Source organism: Streptomyces sp. NPDC045678 (assembly GCF_056432085.1).
The window spans coordinates 1,140,407-1,155,136 of sequence record NZ_JBWKJS010000001.1 but is presented as its reverse complement, the minus strand read 5'-3'; the positions used below and the strand labels follow the sequence as shown (position 1 = coordinate 1,155,136).

Annotated in this window: 15 protein-coding genes and 1 riboswitch; of the genes, 7 read left to right on the top strand and 8 right to left on the bottom strand. The window is 72.4% G+C overall.

Annotated elements, in window-relative coordinates:
* Nucleotides 1–114: 114 nt before the first annotated feature.
* From AC07DO_RS05110 to AC07DO_RS05100, 3 genes are all read right to left on the bottom strand, one after another.
* Nucleotides 115–528, bottom strand: a complete 414-nt coding sequence (locus tag AC07DO_RS05110) for a DUF3040 domain-containing protein (protein ID WP_150166839.1) — start codon at nucleotides 526–528, stop codon at nucleotides 115–117.
* Nucleotides 529–803: 275 nt separating this feature from the next.
* Nucleotides 804–1,640 (bottom strand): class I SAM-dependent methyltransferase, encoded by an 837-nt coding sequence (locus tag AC07DO_RS05105; protein WP_479057146.1) that lies wholly within the window; start codon nucleotides 1,638–1,640, stop codon nucleotides 804–806.
* Nucleotides 1,641–1,739: 99 nt separating this feature from the next.
* On the bottom strand, nucleotides 1,740–2,285 hold the full coding sequence (locus tag AC07DO_RS05100; protein ID WP_479057144.1) for an SAV_6107 family HEPN domain-containing protein: 546 nt from the start codon (nucleotides 2,283–2,285) through the stop codon (nucleotides 1,740–1,742).
* Nucleotides 2,286–2,470: 185 nt separating this feature from the next.
* Here AC07DO_RS05100 and AC07DO_RS05095 point away from each other — a divergent pair, with 185 nt between their 5' ends.
* From AC07DO_RS05095 to AC07DO_RS05075, 5 genes are all read left to right on the top strand, one after another.
* On the top strand, nucleotides 2,471–3,301 hold the full coding sequence (locus AC07DO_RS05095) for an ATP-binding cassette domain-containing protein (protein WP_479057142.1): 831 nt from the start codon (nucleotides 2,471–2,473) through the stop codon (nucleotides 3,299–3,301).
* Nucleotides 3,273–5,357 carry a YhgE/Pip family protein gene (locus tag AC07DO_RS05090; RefSeq protein ID WP_479057140.1) on the top strand — a complete coding sequence of 695 codons (2,085 nt, stop codon included), beginning with the start codon at nucleotides 3,273–3,275 and terminating at the stop codon, nucleotides 5,355–5,357. Before AC07DO_RS05095 ends, AC07DO_RS05090 begins: the two co-directional genes overlap by 29 nt.
* Nucleotides 5,358–5,422: 65 nt before the next feature.
* Nucleotides 5,423–6,043: a TetR/AcrR family transcriptional regulator gene (locus AC07DO_RS05085; protein ID WP_479057138.1), complete on the top strand. Its 621-nt coding sequence runs from the start codon at nucleotides 5,423–5,425 to the stop codon at nucleotides 6,041–6,043.
* Between the two features lie 352 nt (nucleotides 6,044–6,395).
* Complete coding sequence (locus AC07DO_RS05080; protein ID WP_479057137.1) at nucleotides 6,396–7,010, top strand: DUF4126 domain-containing protein; 615 nt, start codon at nucleotides 6,396–6,398, stop codon at nucleotides 7,008–7,010.
* Nucleotides 7,011–7,040: 30 nt separating this feature from the next.
* Nucleotides 7,041–8,540: a phytoene desaturase family protein gene (locus AC07DO_RS05075; protein ID WP_479057135.1), complete on the top strand. Its 1,500-nt coding sequence runs from the start codon at nucleotides 7,041–7,043 to the stop codon at nucleotides 8,538–8,540.
* Between the two features lie 56 nt (nucleotides 8,541–8,596).
* Here the strand turns inward: AC07DO_RS05075 and AC07DO_RS05070 are convergent, their stop codons facing one another.
* From AC07DO_RS05070 to AC07DO_RS05050, 5 genes are all read right to left on the bottom strand, one after another.
* The gene (locus AC07DO_RS05070; protein ID WP_479057133.1) at nucleotides 8,597–9,490 is read right to left on the bottom strand and encodes a hypothetical protein; all 894 of its coding nucleotides are present in this window, start codon (nucleotides 9,488–9,490) and stop codon (nucleotides 8,597–8,599) included.
* Nucleotides 9,491–9,544: 54 nt separating this feature from the next.
* Nucleotides 9,545–10,462, bottom strand: a complete 918-nt coding sequence (gene metF, locus AC07DO_RS05065; RefSeq protein ID WP_479057131.1) for a methylenetetrahydrofolate reductase [NAD(P)H] — start codon at nucleotides 10,460–10,462, stop codon at nucleotides 9,545–9,547.
* A gap of 114 nt (nucleotides 10,463–10,576) precedes the next feature.
* Nucleotides 10,577–11,236: a thiamine phosphate synthase gene (gene thiE / locus AC07DO_RS05060; protein WP_479057129.1), complete on the bottom strand. Its 660-nt coding sequence runs from the start codon at nucleotides 11,234–11,236 to the stop codon at nucleotides 10,577–10,579.
* A 40-nt stretch (nucleotides 11,237–11,276) separates the two neighbouring features.
* Complete coding sequence (locus tag AC07DO_RS05055; protein ID WP_479057127.1) at nucleotides 11,277–11,642, bottom strand: Rv2175c family DNA-binding protein; 366 nt, start codon at nucleotides 11,640–11,642, stop codon at nucleotides 11,277–11,279.
* An 87-nt stretch (nucleotides 11,643–11,729) separates the two neighbouring features.
* Nucleotides 11,730–12,893: an NAD(P)/FAD-dependent oxidoreductase gene (locus AC07DO_RS05050; protein ID WP_479057529.1), complete on the bottom strand. Its 1,164-nt coding sequence runs from the start codon at nucleotides 12,891–12,893 to the stop codon at nucleotides 11,730–11,732.
* Nucleotides 12,894–13,167: 274 nt separating this feature from the next.
* Nucleotides 13,168–13,281, top strand: a riboswitch (TPP riboswitch).
* On the opposite strand from AC07DO_RS05050, the gene thiO reads away from it, so the two are divergent.
* Nucleotides 13,279–14,520: a glycine oxidase ThiO gene (gene thiO / locus AC07DO_RS05045; protein WP_479057126.1), complete on the top strand. Its 1,242-nt coding sequence runs from the start codon at nucleotides 13,279–13,281 to the stop codon at nucleotides 14,518–14,520. Its footprint overlaps the riboswitch before it by 3 nt.
* Entirely contained in the window at nucleotides 14,517–14,729 is a 213-nt protein-coding gene (gene thiS / locus AC07DO_RS05040; protein ID WP_479057124.1) for a sulfur carrier protein ThiS, read from the top strand. Before thiO ends, thiS begins: the two co-directional genes overlap by 4 nt.
* Nucleotide 14,730: the final 1 nt, after the last annotated feature.

The window sequence follows — 14,730 nt, the reverse complement described above, 5'->3', positions numbered from 1 at the left end:
CCGGGTTCGCACACATGTGACCCGGGTTCGCACACATGTGAGGGGCGGCCACCCACTGGGTGGCCGCCCCTCACACATACCTACGTCTGTTCGGTCAGTCGTGAGCCGCCGGGCTCACTGACCACCCTGCTGCTCGTCGCGGCGGCGCTGCCACCGCTGCTCGATGCGGTTCATGACGGAGCGGCGCTGCCTCGCCTGCCGAGGGGCCGCGGCCCCACCTGGCGCGGCGGCCGTGCCCGAAGCCTGCTCGCCCGGTTTCGGCGCCTTGCGCCAGCCGGTGACGGCGAGCACCGCGCAGCCCAGCATGACGAGGAACCCCACCACGCTGATCCAGATCTGCTGGGCGACCATTCCGGACATGAGAAGGGCGATGCCCACAAGGAAGCCCACGACCGCTTGGTAGACCCGCTTCCGGGTGTACGTGCGCAGCCCGCTTCCCTCAAGCGCTGTCGCGAACTTGGGATCTTCGGCGTACAGCGCTCGCTCCATTTGCTCGAGCATGCGCTGCTCGTGCTCCGAGAGCGGCACGGAGTCCTCCTCATCGTGCAGTCGCCGGGGCGACCGGGGGTCCCCTTCAGGATAGGCAGGGAATCGCCCCCGTGAAACCCGCCCCTCTACGCCAACTTCGCCAAACCGGACCTTCACTCCGCTCCGATCCGCTGAAGCGTGCATTCCCCAGCGGCCGAACCGTCATGCAGAACGGTGTCCCTCGATCATACGGCGCCCGTAGCCCGTTCGGGGGGCCTGTGGCGTACTCCATGTGCGGCTGCGTCCCTGATCAGCCGGTGAGCCTCGGGAGCGGCTCAGGCCCCGGACGTCTCCCGCGCCTCACCGAGCACGTGCAGCTGGGTGGCCACGGCATGGAAAGCGGGCAGCTCGGCCGCGGCGGCCTCCAGCTGCAGGAGGGCTTCCATGGCGCCCGGCTCGGTGTCCACGAGGACGCCGGGGACCAGGTCGGCGAAGACCCGGACGCCGTGCACCGCGTCGACGCGCACGCCCGCGGACTCGACGAGCGCGGTGAGCTGTTCGGCGGTGAACCGCCTCGGCACGGGGTCGCCCGCGCCCCAGCGGCCCGCCGGGTCGGCGAGCGCGGTCTGCGCCTCCTTGAAGTGCCCGGCGAGGGCCCGGGCGAGCACGGCGCCGCCGAGGCCCGCCCCGAGCAGGCTGAGGATGCCGGCGGGGCGCAGCGCGTCGACGGCGAGGCGCACGCCCTCGGCCGGGTCGTCCACGTACTCCAGGACGCCGTGGCACAGGACCGCGTCGAAGCCGCCCCGCTCGACGACGTCGAAGAGGCCGAGCACGTCGCCCTGGACGCCGCGCACCCGGTCGGCGACGCCGGCCTCGGCGGCCCTGCGCTCCAGCGCGAACAGCGCGTTCGGGCTGGGGTCGACGACCGTGACGCGGTGGCCGAGCCGGGCGACGGGCACCGCGAAGTTGCCGCTGCCGCCGCCGGTGTCGAGCACGTCGAGTTCGGTGCGCGACTCCTTGCCGGTGGCCTTGACCCGGCGGTCCAGGGCGTCCTTCAGGACGTCCCAGACCACTGCTGTGCGAAGGGAAGCGCGCGGGCGAGGGGTGTCGGAGCGCAGCGACGCCGTTTGGTGGTGGTGAGGGGAGACGGATGGGCGCATCGGGTCCGACACGGCAGGTGACTCCTCGGCGCGTGGGGTGCGGATATGGCTCCACCCTATTGCCTGCGCCGTGGTGCCCCGGCCATGTGTCCCACCGTGCGGACGCGCCGGTCAGCCCGCGTCCGGCGGCTCCCGGCCCGCGTCCTGGGACTCCTGCCGGGGCTGGGGCAGCACGGGCTGGAGCACGAGCATCCGCTCGACGATGCGCAGGAACATCGCGACGTCGCGGAGCAGGTCGTCGGCGTCGCGCGGGGTGGCGGCGGCCGCTATGCCCGCCTCGGCGCGGGCCCTGCGGGCGGCGCCGGAGGCGAACAGGGCGCTCCACTCGGTCAGTTCGGGGGCTATCTCGGGGAGGACTTCCCAGGCGCTGCGGATGCGCTGCCTGCGGCGCGCGGTCGTTTCGGGGCGGCCGCGGGCGGCCAGGACGGCGGCGGCGGTGCGCAGGGCGGCGAGGTGGGCGGTGGCGTAGCGCTCGTGCGGGGCTTCCAGGCGTGCGGCCTCGTCGAGTCCGGCGCGGGCCTGGGCGAGGAGTTCGAGGGCGGCGGGCGGGGCGGTCGCGCGGCGCAGGACGGGGTGGACATCGCTCGCCGGGCCGGTCAGTGAGGGAGCAGGGCCGACGGCGCGGTGCCGGCGGGCGGCTGCGGAAGTGCTGGCCATGACGAACCTCCTGTCGTCGTGTGACGGCGCAGTGGCCGTATGTGCCCATCGTGGAGTACGCCACTGACAATCGGCTCTGACCTGGGGCTTTGCCTCGATCGTGGGTTCGGGCTTACTTTTGTACTGACCAGTCAGTTCAAAAGCCGGTGCGGTGCGGCCGGTGCGACGAAGGGGCAGGGGGGACTGTGGACGGTCCGACCGACGGCGCGCGCGGAGCCGCCGTCACCGCCGAGAACTTCGGGCTCAAGGGCCCGCGCGGCTGGGCGTTCCGCGGCATCGGGTTCCGTGCGGAGTCCGGGTCGCTGATCGCGCTGGAGGGCCCTTCGGGATCGGGCCGCACCTGTCTTCTGCTCGCGCTGACGGGACGTATGCGTGCCACCGAGGGCCACGCGTCCGTGGGCCGCTTCCGCCTGCCGAAACAGCTGGCCGCGGTGCGCGGGATCAGCGGGCTCGGGCCCGTGCCCGGCGTCACCGATCTCGACCCGGCCCTGACGGTCGCCGAGCACCTGCACGAACGCGCGCTCCTTGAGCGGCGGTTCGGGGGCTCGCTGCGCGGGCTGCTGCGGCCGCGCGCCGAGCGGAGGAACGAGACGCAGCTGCGCGTCGACGCCGCGCTGGCCGCCGCCGGGCTCGACATCGAGGCGCTGCCCAAGGGGCGCCGGACCGCCGTGCGCGATCTGGAGAGGCTCGAAGTGCTGCGGCTCTCCGTGGCGTTGGCCCTGATCGGCCGCCCGCGTGTGCTGGGCGTCGACGACACCGACCTGAAGCTCTCCGACGCCGAACGGGCCGAGGCCTGGGGAATGCTGGCGTCCCTCACGGACCACGGCATGACCGTCGTGGCGGTGTGCAGCGAGGCGCCCGAGGGCGCGGTCGTGGTCCACACCGGCGCCCGTTCCGGCGAAACCCCGCACAACTCGGCCGAACCCGCCGCCGACGACCGTCCCGACACCGACGACGACCGCCCCGACGACGACAAGGAGACGGCGGATGCGCTCGCCGAAGCTCGCCGCTCTTGAGCTCAGGCGCTTCGGCAGGGGGAAGCTGCCGCGCGCCGCGCTCGTCGCGCTCCTGCTGCTGCCCCTGCTGTACGGAGCCCTGTACCTGTGGTCCTTCTGGGACCCCTACGGCCGCCTGGACCGCATCCCCGTGGCGCTCGTCAACGACGACAAGGGAGCCACCGCGCAGGGCAAGAAGCTCGCGGCGGGCGACAACATCGTCGAGGGGCTGCGCGACAGCAAGACCTTCGAGTGGCACGAGGTGAGCGACGCCGAGGCACGCAAGGGCGTCGAGGACGGCACGTACTACCTCTCCCTGACGATGCCCGAGGACTTCAGCAAGCGCATCGCGTCGAGTTCGGGCGACTCTCCGGAGACGGGCGCCCTGCGGGTCCGTACGAACGACGCCAACAACTACATCGTCGGGCAGATCTCGCGGACGGTCTTCTCCGAAGTGCGCTCCGCCGCGTCCACGAAGGCGTCGCGCTCGTTCCTCGACAAGATCTTCATCTCGTTCTCCGACATCCACGGGGCGACGCAGAAGGCCGCCGACGGCGCCGACAAGCTGGACGACGGCATCGGCAAGGCGAAGAAGGGCTCCAAGGACCTCGCGAACGGCCTCGGGGACGCCAAGGACGGCAGCGGCAAGCTGGCCAGTGGCATCGAGAAGCTCGACAAGGGCGCGGGCAGGCTCCAGACCGGATCGAAGAAGGTCGCCGACGGGACGCAGAAGCTGGCCGACAAGGTCAACGGCACGGCGGACCAGGTGCGGCCCTTCCTGAAGGACAACGGCAAGACGATCGGGGACACGGCACAGCTCGTCGCCGACTCCTCGAAGGCGATGCGCCACCACCTCTCCACCTGGGTCAAGCTGGCGCCCGCGGCGGCCGAGGGCGCCAGGGACGGCTCCCGGATCATCGGCGACTTCTACCGCGAGCGGTGCGAGAAGGCCCCCGTCCCCGATCCCCACTGCGCACGGTTCAAGAAGGCCAGGACGGCCGCCGAGAACGTGTCGACCGTCGCGGACGACATGAACACCGTGATCAAGGACCAGAACAGCGACGTCAAGAAGCTCGACAAGCACCTGGCCACGCTCCAGAAGAAGTCCCAGGCGCTCGCCGACCGCGCCCCGCACCTCGACGAGGACCTGAACACCGCCGTCACCCAGATCAACGACCTCAACAAGGGCGCCGGCGACGTCGCCAAGGGCGCCAAGAAGCTCCACACGGGCCTCGGCACCGCGAGGACGGGCGCCACCGACCTCGACGAGGGCATCGGCAAGCTGGAGACCGGCGCGAGCGACCTCAAGGGCGGCATGTTCAAGCTGGCCGACGGCTCGTCGAAGCTGTCCGGCGGGCTCCACGACGGCGTCAAGAAGATCCCGGACTACGACAAGAAGGACCGCGACGAGCGCACCGGCGTCATGTCCGACCCCGTGCAGCTCGCCTCCCAGTCACTGCACAAGGCGCCCAACTACGGCACCGGATTCGCCCCGTACTTCATCCCGCTCTCCCTGTGGGTCGGCGCGATGGTGGCGTACATGTTGATCCAGCCGCTCAACCGGCGCGCGCTCGCCGCGGGCGCCTCCGCGTGGCGCATCGCGCTCGCGGGCTGGCTCCCGGTGGCCGCCCTCGGCGTGCTCCAGACCGCGGCCCTGCTCTCCGTACTGCACTGGGGCATCGGCCTGCAGATGGCGCGGGCGGCGGGGACGGTGGGCTTCCTCTTTCTGGTGACGGCGTGCTTCGCGGCGATCGTGCAGTGGCTCAACGCCCGCTTCGGACCGGCCGGGCGGATCCTCGTCCTCGCCCTCCTGATGCTGCAGCTGACGTCGGCGGGCGGCACGTACCCCGTTCAGACGAGCCCCGGCTTCTTCAGCGCGATCCATCCCTTCCTGCCGATGAGTTACGTCGTCGAGGCTCTCCGGAGACTCATCACGGGCGGCGGCCTCGGTCCCGTCTGGCAGGGCTGCGCGGTCCTGACGGCCTTCACCCTGGGCGCCCTCGCCCTGACCGCGCTCTCCGCGCGCCGCAAGCAGGTGTGGACCCTCGACCGGCTGCACCCGGAGCTGACGCTGTGAGCGGAGCCCGCACCATGAGCACGGCGGGGCCGGGCGACCCGGCGCGACCTGTGAGAATCAGGACCATGGACAGCAGTGCAGGCAGCACCCGCCGCGAGGCCACCCGGCAGAAGCTCTACGAGGCCGCCGTCACCCTCATCGCGGAACAGGGGTTCTCCGCCACGACGGTCGACGAGATCGCCGAGCGGGCCGGAGTCGCGAAGGGCACCGTCTACTACAACTTCGCGAGCAAATCGGTCCTCTTCGAAGAGCTGCTGCGGCACGGTGTCGGCCTGCTGACCGCCTCCCTGAAGGAGGCCTCCGAGGAGGTGGCGAGGAGCGGCGGCAGCAAGGTCGACGCACTCGACGCGATGATCCGGGCCGGCCTGGTCTTCATCAACCGCTATCCGGCCTTCACGCAGCTCTACGTGGCCGAGCTGTGGCGGACCAACCGTGCCTGGCAGTCCACCCTGCTCGTGGTCAGACAGCAGGCCGTCGCGGTGGTCGAGGACGTACTGCGGGCGGGTGTGGAGGGCGGCGAGCTGAGCGACGAGATCGACATCCCGCTGACCGCCGCGGCGCTGGTCGGCATGGTGCTGGTCGCCGCGCTGGACTGGCAGGCCTTCCAGCCGGAGCGCTCGCTCGACGACGTGCACGCGGCGCTCTCACGGCTGCTGCAGGGCCGGGTCAGCGGCACGCGCGCGTAGACCGCACGCGAAGGCGCCGGTGCGGTGCCCCCGTTCCCGGGCGGCACCGCACCGGCGCTTTCTTCGTGTCCCCCGGCAACCCCCGTGCGACCCCCGTGTGGTCGTCCCCCCGAGTCACCCCCGTACCTCGCTTCCGCCGTGTGGCGGAAGGAGCGGCCAAGGGCGCGGCACGGTTCCGCCGCCCCGTGTCGGCGGTACCGGCGCCGCGCCCTTCTCCGTGCCCCACACTCTTCCGTCTCCGCAGGTGGGGGCCCATCCGCGCGGGTACTCATCTCACTCACTAGGTACGGATACTCAGACGTCCGTGCTCATCCCCAGGCCGATACGTTCACAAATGGTTACGATCACGTCCGTGTCCGTACTCCCCCTGGTGTTCACCAGCGGCTGGGCGAGCGGGATCAACGCGTACGCCGTGGTCCTGCTGCTCGGCATCTTCGGCGCGACCGGTGTGAGCGACGAGGTCCCCGAGGCGCTTCAGCGGCCCGACGTACTGATCGCGGCGGGCGTGCTCTTCCTGTGCGAGGCCGTCGCCGACAAGATCCCGTACGTCGACTCGGTCTGGGACACGGTGCACACCGTGATCCGGCCGGTGTCCGGTGCCGTGGTGGGGGCGCTCCTCGCGGGCCAGAGCGGGTCCCTCTCGGATCTGGCGGCGGGCGCGGTGGGCGGTTCGACCGCGCTGGCCAGCCACGCGGTGAAGTCCGGGACGCGGATGGCGATCAACACCTCGCCGGAGCCGGTCAGCAACTTCGTGATGAGCACGGCCGAGGATCTCGGGGTCGGCGGCCTCATCAGCTTCGCGATGTTCTACCCGGAGGCCGCGGCGGTCATCGCGGCGGTGCTGCTGGTGATCGGCCTGTTCCTGCTGTTCTTCCTCGTCTCGCGGATCCGCAGGTTCCTGCGGCGCAGGGCGCAGCGGCGCGAGGAGAAGCGGCTCGCGGAGCGGGCGGGGGCGCCGCCGCCCTGAGTGTCGGAGGCTGCCGATAAAGTCCCTGGCATGGCACGGATTGTGGTGATCGGCGCAGGTCTCGGCGCGATGTCGGCGGCCGCCCGGCTGGCCGTCGCGGGCCACCGGGTGGTGGTGTACGAACGCGGGGAGACGTTCGGCGGCGCGGTGGGCCGCGTCGAGCGGGACGGCTTCTCCTTCGACACGGGCCCGGGGCTGCTGCACCTCCCCGCGGTGTACCGCGACTTGTTCGTCAAGACGGGCAAGGAGCCCCTGGAGAAGTGCGTCGAGCTCTCCCAGGTGGAGCCCGCCGTGCGCCACGTCTTCGCGGACGGCACGACGGCGGACCTGCCGAACGCCTCGCGCGCGGGCGTGGGCGAGGCCCTGGACACGGCGCTCGGCGCGGGCGCGGGCGCGCGCTGGTCGGCGTTCATGAACCGCGCCAGGGAGGCCTGGGACCGCACCCGCCGCCCCCTCCTCGAAGAGCCCCTGTGGCCGAACTGGGAGGTGCTCGCCGACCGCGAGCCCTATCCCTCGGTGCCGCTCAAGCGCCTGCTGCGCCGCGAGCGCAGGGCGGCCACGCTCAGCGAGGTCGGCGAGCTGGAGCTGGGCGGCGACGCGCGGCTGGTCGCGCTCCTGGAGCAGTTCGCGCTGGCGCAGGGCCTCGATCCCCGTACGACCCCGGCGAGCGCCGCGGTCCTGCCCTATCTGGAGCAGACATTCGGCACCTGGTCGGCGCGGGGCGGCATGCGTGCCCTGGCCCGCGCGGTGTACGAGCGGTGTGTGGCCCGACGGGTCGAGTTCGTGTTCGGGGCCGCGGTGACGCGGATCGTCGAGAAGGACGGCAGGGCGGCGGGCGTGGAGCTCGCCGACGGCACCACCGCGGACGCGGACTTCGTGGTCGCGGGCGTCGCGCCCTCGGCCCTGGGCGGGATGCTGTCCGGTGTGAACATACGGGCGGAGGGTGACGTTCCGGCGCGTTCCGGCCTGCCGAGCCGCCTGACGGTCTTCCTGGCCCTGTCCGGCGCGCGCCCCGAGGGCACCCCGCTGCGCACGGTGCTGCACTCGGCCGACCGCCAGGACGAGCTGGACCGCCTCTTCGGCGAGCGGCCCGGACTGCCCGCCTCCCCCACGCTCGCGGTGCTCCGCCCCGACGACCCGGAGCTGACGCCGGACGCCGCGCACGAGGCGGTGACGCTGACGGCGACGGTCCCGGCCCACCTGGAGATCACCGCCGACGACGTGCGGCGGGTGATCAGCCGCGCCGAGGCCGTGGTCCCGGAGCTGCGGAGCCGTCTGCTGTGGCACGAGGTCCGCACCCCTGCGGACGTCGCGGAGGCCACCGGCGCGCACGGCGGCGCCGTTCCCGCGCCGGCGCTCGCGGCGGCCGCCGGGAGGCTCCTGCAGCCGTCCAACAGCACCCGTCTGCCGGGGCTCTTCGCGGTCGGCGGCTGGGCCCACCCGGGCGGCGGCCTGCCGCACGCGGGCATGTCCGGCACGCTGGTGGCGGGGCTGATCGTCGAGGGGCCGGAGTTCCGCGGCTCCCAGTGAGCGGCGAGTGACTGGCCCCGCCGGAGTCGGCGGGGCTCAGGAGGGCTCGGCGGGGCTCAGTAGCGGTACTGCTGCTCGTTGTAGCCCGAGCCGTCGTGGTGGTCGCCCGAGGGCCCGCCCTGGTACGGGTACGGCTGCTCCGGCGGGAGTTCGCCGCTGTACTGCGCGTCGGTGGTGCGCTGCTGGGGCACCCAGACACCGCCGGGAGGCGTGTCGTTGTACGTACTGTCGCTGTACGTGTTGTCGCTGTACGTCCCGCCGAGCCCGCCGCTGTACGTGTCGCCTCCGTAGGGGGCGTACTGCTGCTGGTCGCCGTAGGTGTCGTAGCTCTGCCGCGCGCCGTAGGTCTGCGTGCCGATGTACGGGTCGGAGTACGCGGCGTACTGCTGCGCGCCCGTCTCGTCGTAGCCGTAGTTCTGCTGGTCGTAGCCGCCGAAGGCCGCAGCGTCATAGCCCTGGCCCTCGCTCTGGTGGGCGTCGCCCGCGGTGGGCGGGGCGTGGGCCGCGTCGCTGTACACGCCGTACTGGCCGGTGTCGTCGGGCATCGGCTCGGGCTCGTACACCCCGTCCCCGGGGACGTCGGGGCCGTGCGCGGGCGGCGGCGGGACCTGCTCGTACTCCAGGTCGGAGACCTGCAGCGTCGGCTCCTTCGCGGCGGCCCGCCCCGATGCCCTGCGGCGCTTGCTCAGGCCCGGTCGCCCGCCGAGCGCCCAGCCGGTGGAGAAGCCCTTGCGGAACGACAGCGTCACGTACGTCTGACCCGTGGCGAAGGCGATGGCACCGAGACCGATGATCCACACCGAAGGAATCAGCACACCGACGACGACGCCGAGGAAGCCGACGAAGGCCAGCAGGCGCCAGCGCAGCCTGGCCTTGTACTGCAACAGCACCTCGCCGAGCAGCCACAGCGCGACGAATCCGAACGCGATGTAGAGGACCGTCCAGCCCATGTACGCCCCTCTCCCCTGCGGCCGCCCGCGGGTACGGGTACGGGTACGGCCGTTTCAGGCCTGGTGGTGCAGGCCCAGATTTTCGTAGATTTCCAGCGTCGCCGTGGAGTTGTTGAGCGTGATGAAGTGCAGTCCCGGCACACCTTCGGCCAGCAGCCGCGCGCAGAACTCCGTCGCGAACTCGATGCCAATGGAGCGTACAGCGGCGGGATCGTCTTTGACCGCGAGGATCCTCTCTTTCAGCTCGGCCGGGAACACGGCGTTGCTGAGCTGGGGCAGCCGGTCGAGCTGGCGGACGTTGGTGACCGGCATCATCTCGGGGATGATCGGCGTCGCGCAGCCGGCGGCCTCGACGCGGTCGCGCAGCCGCAGGTACTCCTCCGGGTCGAAGAACATCTGCGTGATCGCGTAGTCCGCGCCGGCCCGGCACTTGTCGATGAAGTGCCGGGTGTCGGAATCCCAGTCGGGCGACCGCGGATGCATCGCGGGGAAGGCGGCGACGCCCACACAGAAGTCGCCGGACTCCTTGATGAGTTCGACCAGTTCGGCGGCGTAGGTGAGGCCCTCGGGGTGGGCGATCCAGTCGCCGAGCGGGTCGCCGGGCGGGTCGCCGCGGACCGCGAGCATGTTCCTGATGCCCGCGTCCGCGTACTGCCCGATGATGTTGCGCAGCTCGGCCACGGAGTGGTCGACCGCGGTCAGGTGCGCGACGGGCGTCAGCGTCGTGTCGGCGACGATCTGCTGGGTCTCCCTGACCGTGCCGGTGCGGGTGGAGCCACCCGCACCGTAGGTCACGGAGACGAAGTCCGGGGCGACCGCCTCGACCCTGCGCAGCGCGTTCCAGAGGTTCCGCTCCCCCTTCGGGGTTTTCGGCGCGGAGAACTCGAACGAGAACGTCGTCTTACCGGTCGCGAGCATGTCGCGAACCGTGCGCGCACGGTCAGTCCTGGTCGAAGCTGTGCCTAGGGCCATATGGGCAGGTTAGCCAGGCCTGGGCGGTCCCCCAACCGGGCCCGGGAGTTTTGGCCGGTTTGCCTGTTTCTTGTCCACGGATCGGACACTCCCGGTCCCTTGCTCGGCGACCGCTCACACAGACGTCCCCGCGGCGGCACGCAGCCGCTTCGCGAACTCCGCGGCGGCCGCGCCGGGGTCGTCGGCCTCGGTGATCGCCCGTACGACGACGACGCGCCGCGCACCCGCCTCGAGGACCTCGTCGAGATTGTCCGCGTCGATGCCGCCGATGGCGAACCAGGGGCGGTCCGTGCCGAGCGAGGCCGTGTACCGGACCAGGTCGAGGCCCGGGGCGTGGCGGCCCGGCTTCGTGGGCGTGGGCCAGCAGGGACCCGTGCAGAAGTAGTCCACGCCCTCCTGGACGGCGGCCGCCGCGGCCTCCGACTCGGCGTGCGTGGACCGGCCGATCAGCACGTCGTCGCCGCCGCCGAGGATGGCGCGGGCGGCGGGGACGGGCAGGTCGCCCTGGCCGAGGTGCAGCACGTCGGCGCCGATGGCGTGGGCGACGTCCGCGCGGTCGTTCACGGCGAAGAGCTTGCCGTGCCTGCGGGCGGCGTCCGCGAAGACCTGGAGGTGCTCCAGCTCCTCACCGGCCTCCATGCCCTTGTCGCGCAACTGCACGATGTCGACGCCGCCCGCGAGGACGGCGTCGAGGAACTCGGGGAGATCCCCCTGGCGCCTGCGGGCGTCCGTGCACAGGTAGAGCCGGGCGTCGGCGAGCCGGTCTGCGGCCATGGAGAAGTCCCCCCGATGTCGATGGTGCGATCAGATCAGGTCAAACGGCCAGCGCCTGGGCGCGGCGCTTCACCTCCGTGCCGCGATTCTCGCTCAGCGCCTGCGCGGGGGTGCCGGGCAGGCTCGGGTCGGGGGTGAAGAGCCATTCGAGCATCTCTTCGTCGGAGAAACCGTCGTCCCGCAGGAGCGTCAGGGTGCCGCTGAGGCCCTTGACGACCTTGTCGCCGTCGATGAAGGCGGCCGGCACCTGGAGCGCCCGGTTCTCACCGCGGCGCACGGCGATCAGCTGGCCCTCCTTGACCAGCTGGCGCACACGGGTCACCTCGATGTCGAGCATCTCCGCGATGTCGGGGAGGTGCAGCCACTCGGGGACGAGAGCATCAATCTTTGCGTCAATCTCGGTCACGCCACCAGCGTATCTCTGGCCACTGACACACACCGGATGGCACTGCCTCACTGGAGAGCCCACTGGAAAGCCCCCCGGAGAGCCCCGCTACAGCACCGCCTTCTTGAGCGGCACCGACGGGTCCGCCGTCAGTCCCGGGTCCAGCCGCGCGCCCGACTCGATCAGTCGGCGGCCCTGGGCCAGGTCCCTGGGACGCCCCACGGCGAGGACCGCGACCAGGGCGCCGTCCCGCAGCCAGCACACCGACCAGGCCATGCCGTCCGGGTCCCCGCGCCACACCAGCTCGTCGGCACCGGCGTGATGCCCCGCGTACTGCACGAAGCGGCCGAACTGCTCCGACCAGAAGTACGGCACGGGGTCGTACGCGGCCGGGGTCTCGCCGATGATGTTCGCGGCCACCGCGCGCGGCCCCTGGAGGGCGTTGTCCCAGTGGTGCACGAGGAGCCGCTCGCCGTACCGGCCCGAGGGGAACGAGGAGCAGTCCCCGACCGCGTACACGTCGGGCGCCGACGTGCGCAGGCCCTCGTCGGCGACGACCTCGCGGTGCGTGCCGAGCTCGATGCCGGACCCGGTGAGCCAGCCCGTCGCGGGCCGTGCACCGATGCCGACGACGACGGCGGTCGCGGGCAGCGTGGTCCCGTCGGACAGGACGACGGCGCCGGGTTCGACGCGCTCCACGCGCGCGTGGGTGCGCAGGACCGTCCCGGAGTCCGCGTACCAGCCCGCCATGGGGGCCGCGACCTCCTCGGGGAGCGCCCCCGCGAGTGGTCGGCCCGCGGCCTCGACGACGGTGACGGAGCAGCCCGCCTCGCGCGCGGCGGTCGCGAACTCCGCGCCGATCCAGCCCGCCCCGACGACCACCACGTCGTGCTGCCCCGCGAGGACGGGGCGCAGCCGCTCGGCGTCGTCCAGGGTGCGCAGGAGGTGCACGCCGGGGACGCCCTCGGTGCCGGGCAGCCGGATCGGTTCGGCGCCGGTCGCGAGGACCAGGACGTCGTAGGAGACGGGCCCTTCGGCGGTGTCCAGCTCGTGGTCGGCGGGGCGCACGCCGGTGACCTCGCGGCCCAGGTTCAGCCCGATGCCGAGCGCCTCGAAGTCGATGTCGAAGGCCGAGCCGTCCGCCTTGCCGAGCAGCACCGCCTTGGACAGCGGCGGCCTGTCGTACGGCGGGTGCGGCTCGGCGCCGACGAGCGTGACCCGGCCCGCGAAGCCCTGTTCGCGCAGGGCCACCGCGGTCTGCACGCCGGCCATCCCCGCGCCGACGATGACGACGTGCCGGTCCGCCTGCCGCTGCTTCCCACCCTGCCCCGGCTGTTCGCTCCGCCCGTGCTGTTCGCTCTGCCGCTGCCGCTCGCTCCGGCCCTGCTGCTCGCTCTGGCTCTGCTGCTCGCTCACCCGATCACTGTAGGACGCTTGTCGACAGCGCCCTCAGATGCGGTCGAGGAGATCTCTGACACACCGTCATCGCCCATACCCGGACAGCTCCCCTACTGCCGCGTGGAGCGACGGGCTAGGGTGGCCCGTGCAGAGCACTCGCGGGAGCCCGGACGCACCGGGCTGAGAGGGAGGCTGGGACGGCCTCCGACCGTACGAACCTGATCCGGGTCATGCCGGCGAAGGGAGGGGCTGGACGCCCATGCATTCATGTACGACACCGGCCACGACGCCATCGGCCACGACGGCACCGTCCGCCACCTCCGACGTCCTGATCGTCGGAGGCGGCATCATCGGCCTGGTCACGGCCTGGCGGACCGCGCAGCGCGGGCTCTCCGTGGCGGTCGTGGACCCCGAGCCGGGCGGCGGCGCCGCCCAGGTCGCGGCGGGCATGCTGGCCGCCGTCACCGAACTGCACTACGGCGAGCAGACGCTGCTCGGCCTCAACATCGCGTCCGCCCGGCGCTATCCGGCCTTCGCCGACGAGCTGACCGAGGCGAGCGGCCACGACCTCGGCTACCGCGCGTGCGGCACGCTCGCTGTCGCGCTTGACTCCGACGACCGCGCCCACCTGCGCGAACTGCACGCCCTGCAGCAGCGTTCGGGCCTGGAGTCCGAGTGGCTGAGCGGCCGCGAGTGCCGCCGCCTGGAGCCGATGCTCGCGCCGGGTGTGCGCGGCGGGCTGCGGGTCGACGGCGACCACCAGATCGACCCGCGCCGGCTCGCGGGCGCGCTCGTGGCGGCCTGCGGGCGGGCCGGGGTGGTCTTCCACCGCGCCTGGGCCGAGCGCCTCTCGGTCGTACGCGACCGCGCGCACGGCGTCGTCCTCGCGGACGGCACCGAACTGGGCGCGGGCCTGACGGTCCTCGCGGCGGGCAGCCTCAGCGGGCGCCTCGCGGGCGTCCCCGACGACGTCCTGCCGCCCGTGCGGCCCGTGAAGGGGCAGGTCCTGCGTCTTTCCGTGCCGAAGCCGTACGCCCCCTTCCTGAGCCGCACCGTGCGGGCCGTGGTGCGCGGCAGCCACGTCTACCTCGTGCCGCGCGAGAACGGCGAGCTCGTCGTCGGCGCGACCAGCGAGGAGCTCGGCTGGGACACCACGGTCACGGCGGGCGGCGTGTACGAACTCCTGCGGGACGCGCACGAGCTCGTGCCCGGCATCACCGAGCTGCCGCTGACCGAGACCCGCGCGGGCCTGCGCCCCGGCTCGCCCGACAACGCGCCGATGCTCGGCCCGACGCGGCTCGCCGGGCTGCATCTGGCCACCGGTCACTACCGCAACGGAGTCCTCCTGACGCCCGTCACGGGCGACGTCATGGCGCACGCCCTGACCACCGGTGAACTCCCGGACGAGGCACGCGCGTTCACCCCGCGCCGCTTCGACGGCACGTCTCCCGAGAACTCCGCCCCGGCCCGCACGCAGCACGACACGGAGCAGCCCGCATGAGCACACCCTTCGCCGTTTCCGTCAACGGGGAGGAACGCGATGTGGCCTCGGGCACCACGCTCGAAGCCCTCGTGGCCACCCTCTCCTCGGCGCACTCCGGTGTCGCCGCCGCCGTCAACGAAACCGTCGTCCCGCGCGCGCGGTGGTCCACCACGGCCCTCTCCGCGGGCGACCGCGTCGAAGTACTCACCGCCGTCCAGGGAGGCTGAA

Bases quoted from the DNA above. Each gene is read 5' to 3' on its own strand.
- AC07DO_RS05100 (WP_479057144.1), bottom strand. From the start codon at position 2,285: ATGGCCAGCACTTCCGCAGCCGCCCGCCGGCACCGCGCCGTCGGCCCT.
- AC07DO_RS05090 (WP_479057140.1), top strand. From the start codon at position 3,273: ATGCGCTCGCCGAAGCTCGCCGCTCTTGAGCTCAGGCGCTTCGGCAGG.
- AC07DO_RS05085 (WP_479057138.1), top strand. From the start codon at position 5,423: ATGGACAGCAGTGCAGGCAGCACCCGCCGCGAGGCCACCCGGCAGAAG.
- AC07DO_RS05075 (WP_479057135.1), top strand. From the start codon at position 7,041: ATGGCACGGATTGTGGTGATCGGCGCAGGTCTCGGCGCGATGTCGGCG.
- AC07DO_RS05070 (WP_479057133.1), bottom strand. From the start codon at position 9,490: ATGGGCTGGACGGTCCTCTACATCGCGTTCGGATTCGTCGCGCTGTGG.
- metF (WP_479057131.1), bottom strand. From the start codon at position 10,462: ATGGCCCTAGGCACAGCTTCGACCAGGACTGACCGTGCGCGCACGGTT.
- thiE (WP_479057129.1), bottom strand. From the start codon at position 11,236: ATGGCCGCAGACCGGCTCGCCGACGCCCGGCTCTACCTGTGCACGGAC.
- AC07DO_RS05050 (WP_479057529.1), bottom strand. From the start codon at position 12,893: ATGGCCGGCGTGCAGACCGCGGTGGCCCTGCGCGAACAGGGCTTCGCG.
- thiO (WP_479057126.1), top strand. From the start codon at position 13,279: ATGCATTCATGTACGACACCGGCCACGACGCCATCGGCCACGACGGCA.
- thiS (WP_479057124.1), top strand. From the start codon at position 14,517: ATGAGCACACCCTTCGCCGTTTCCGTCAACGGGGAGGAACGCGATGTG.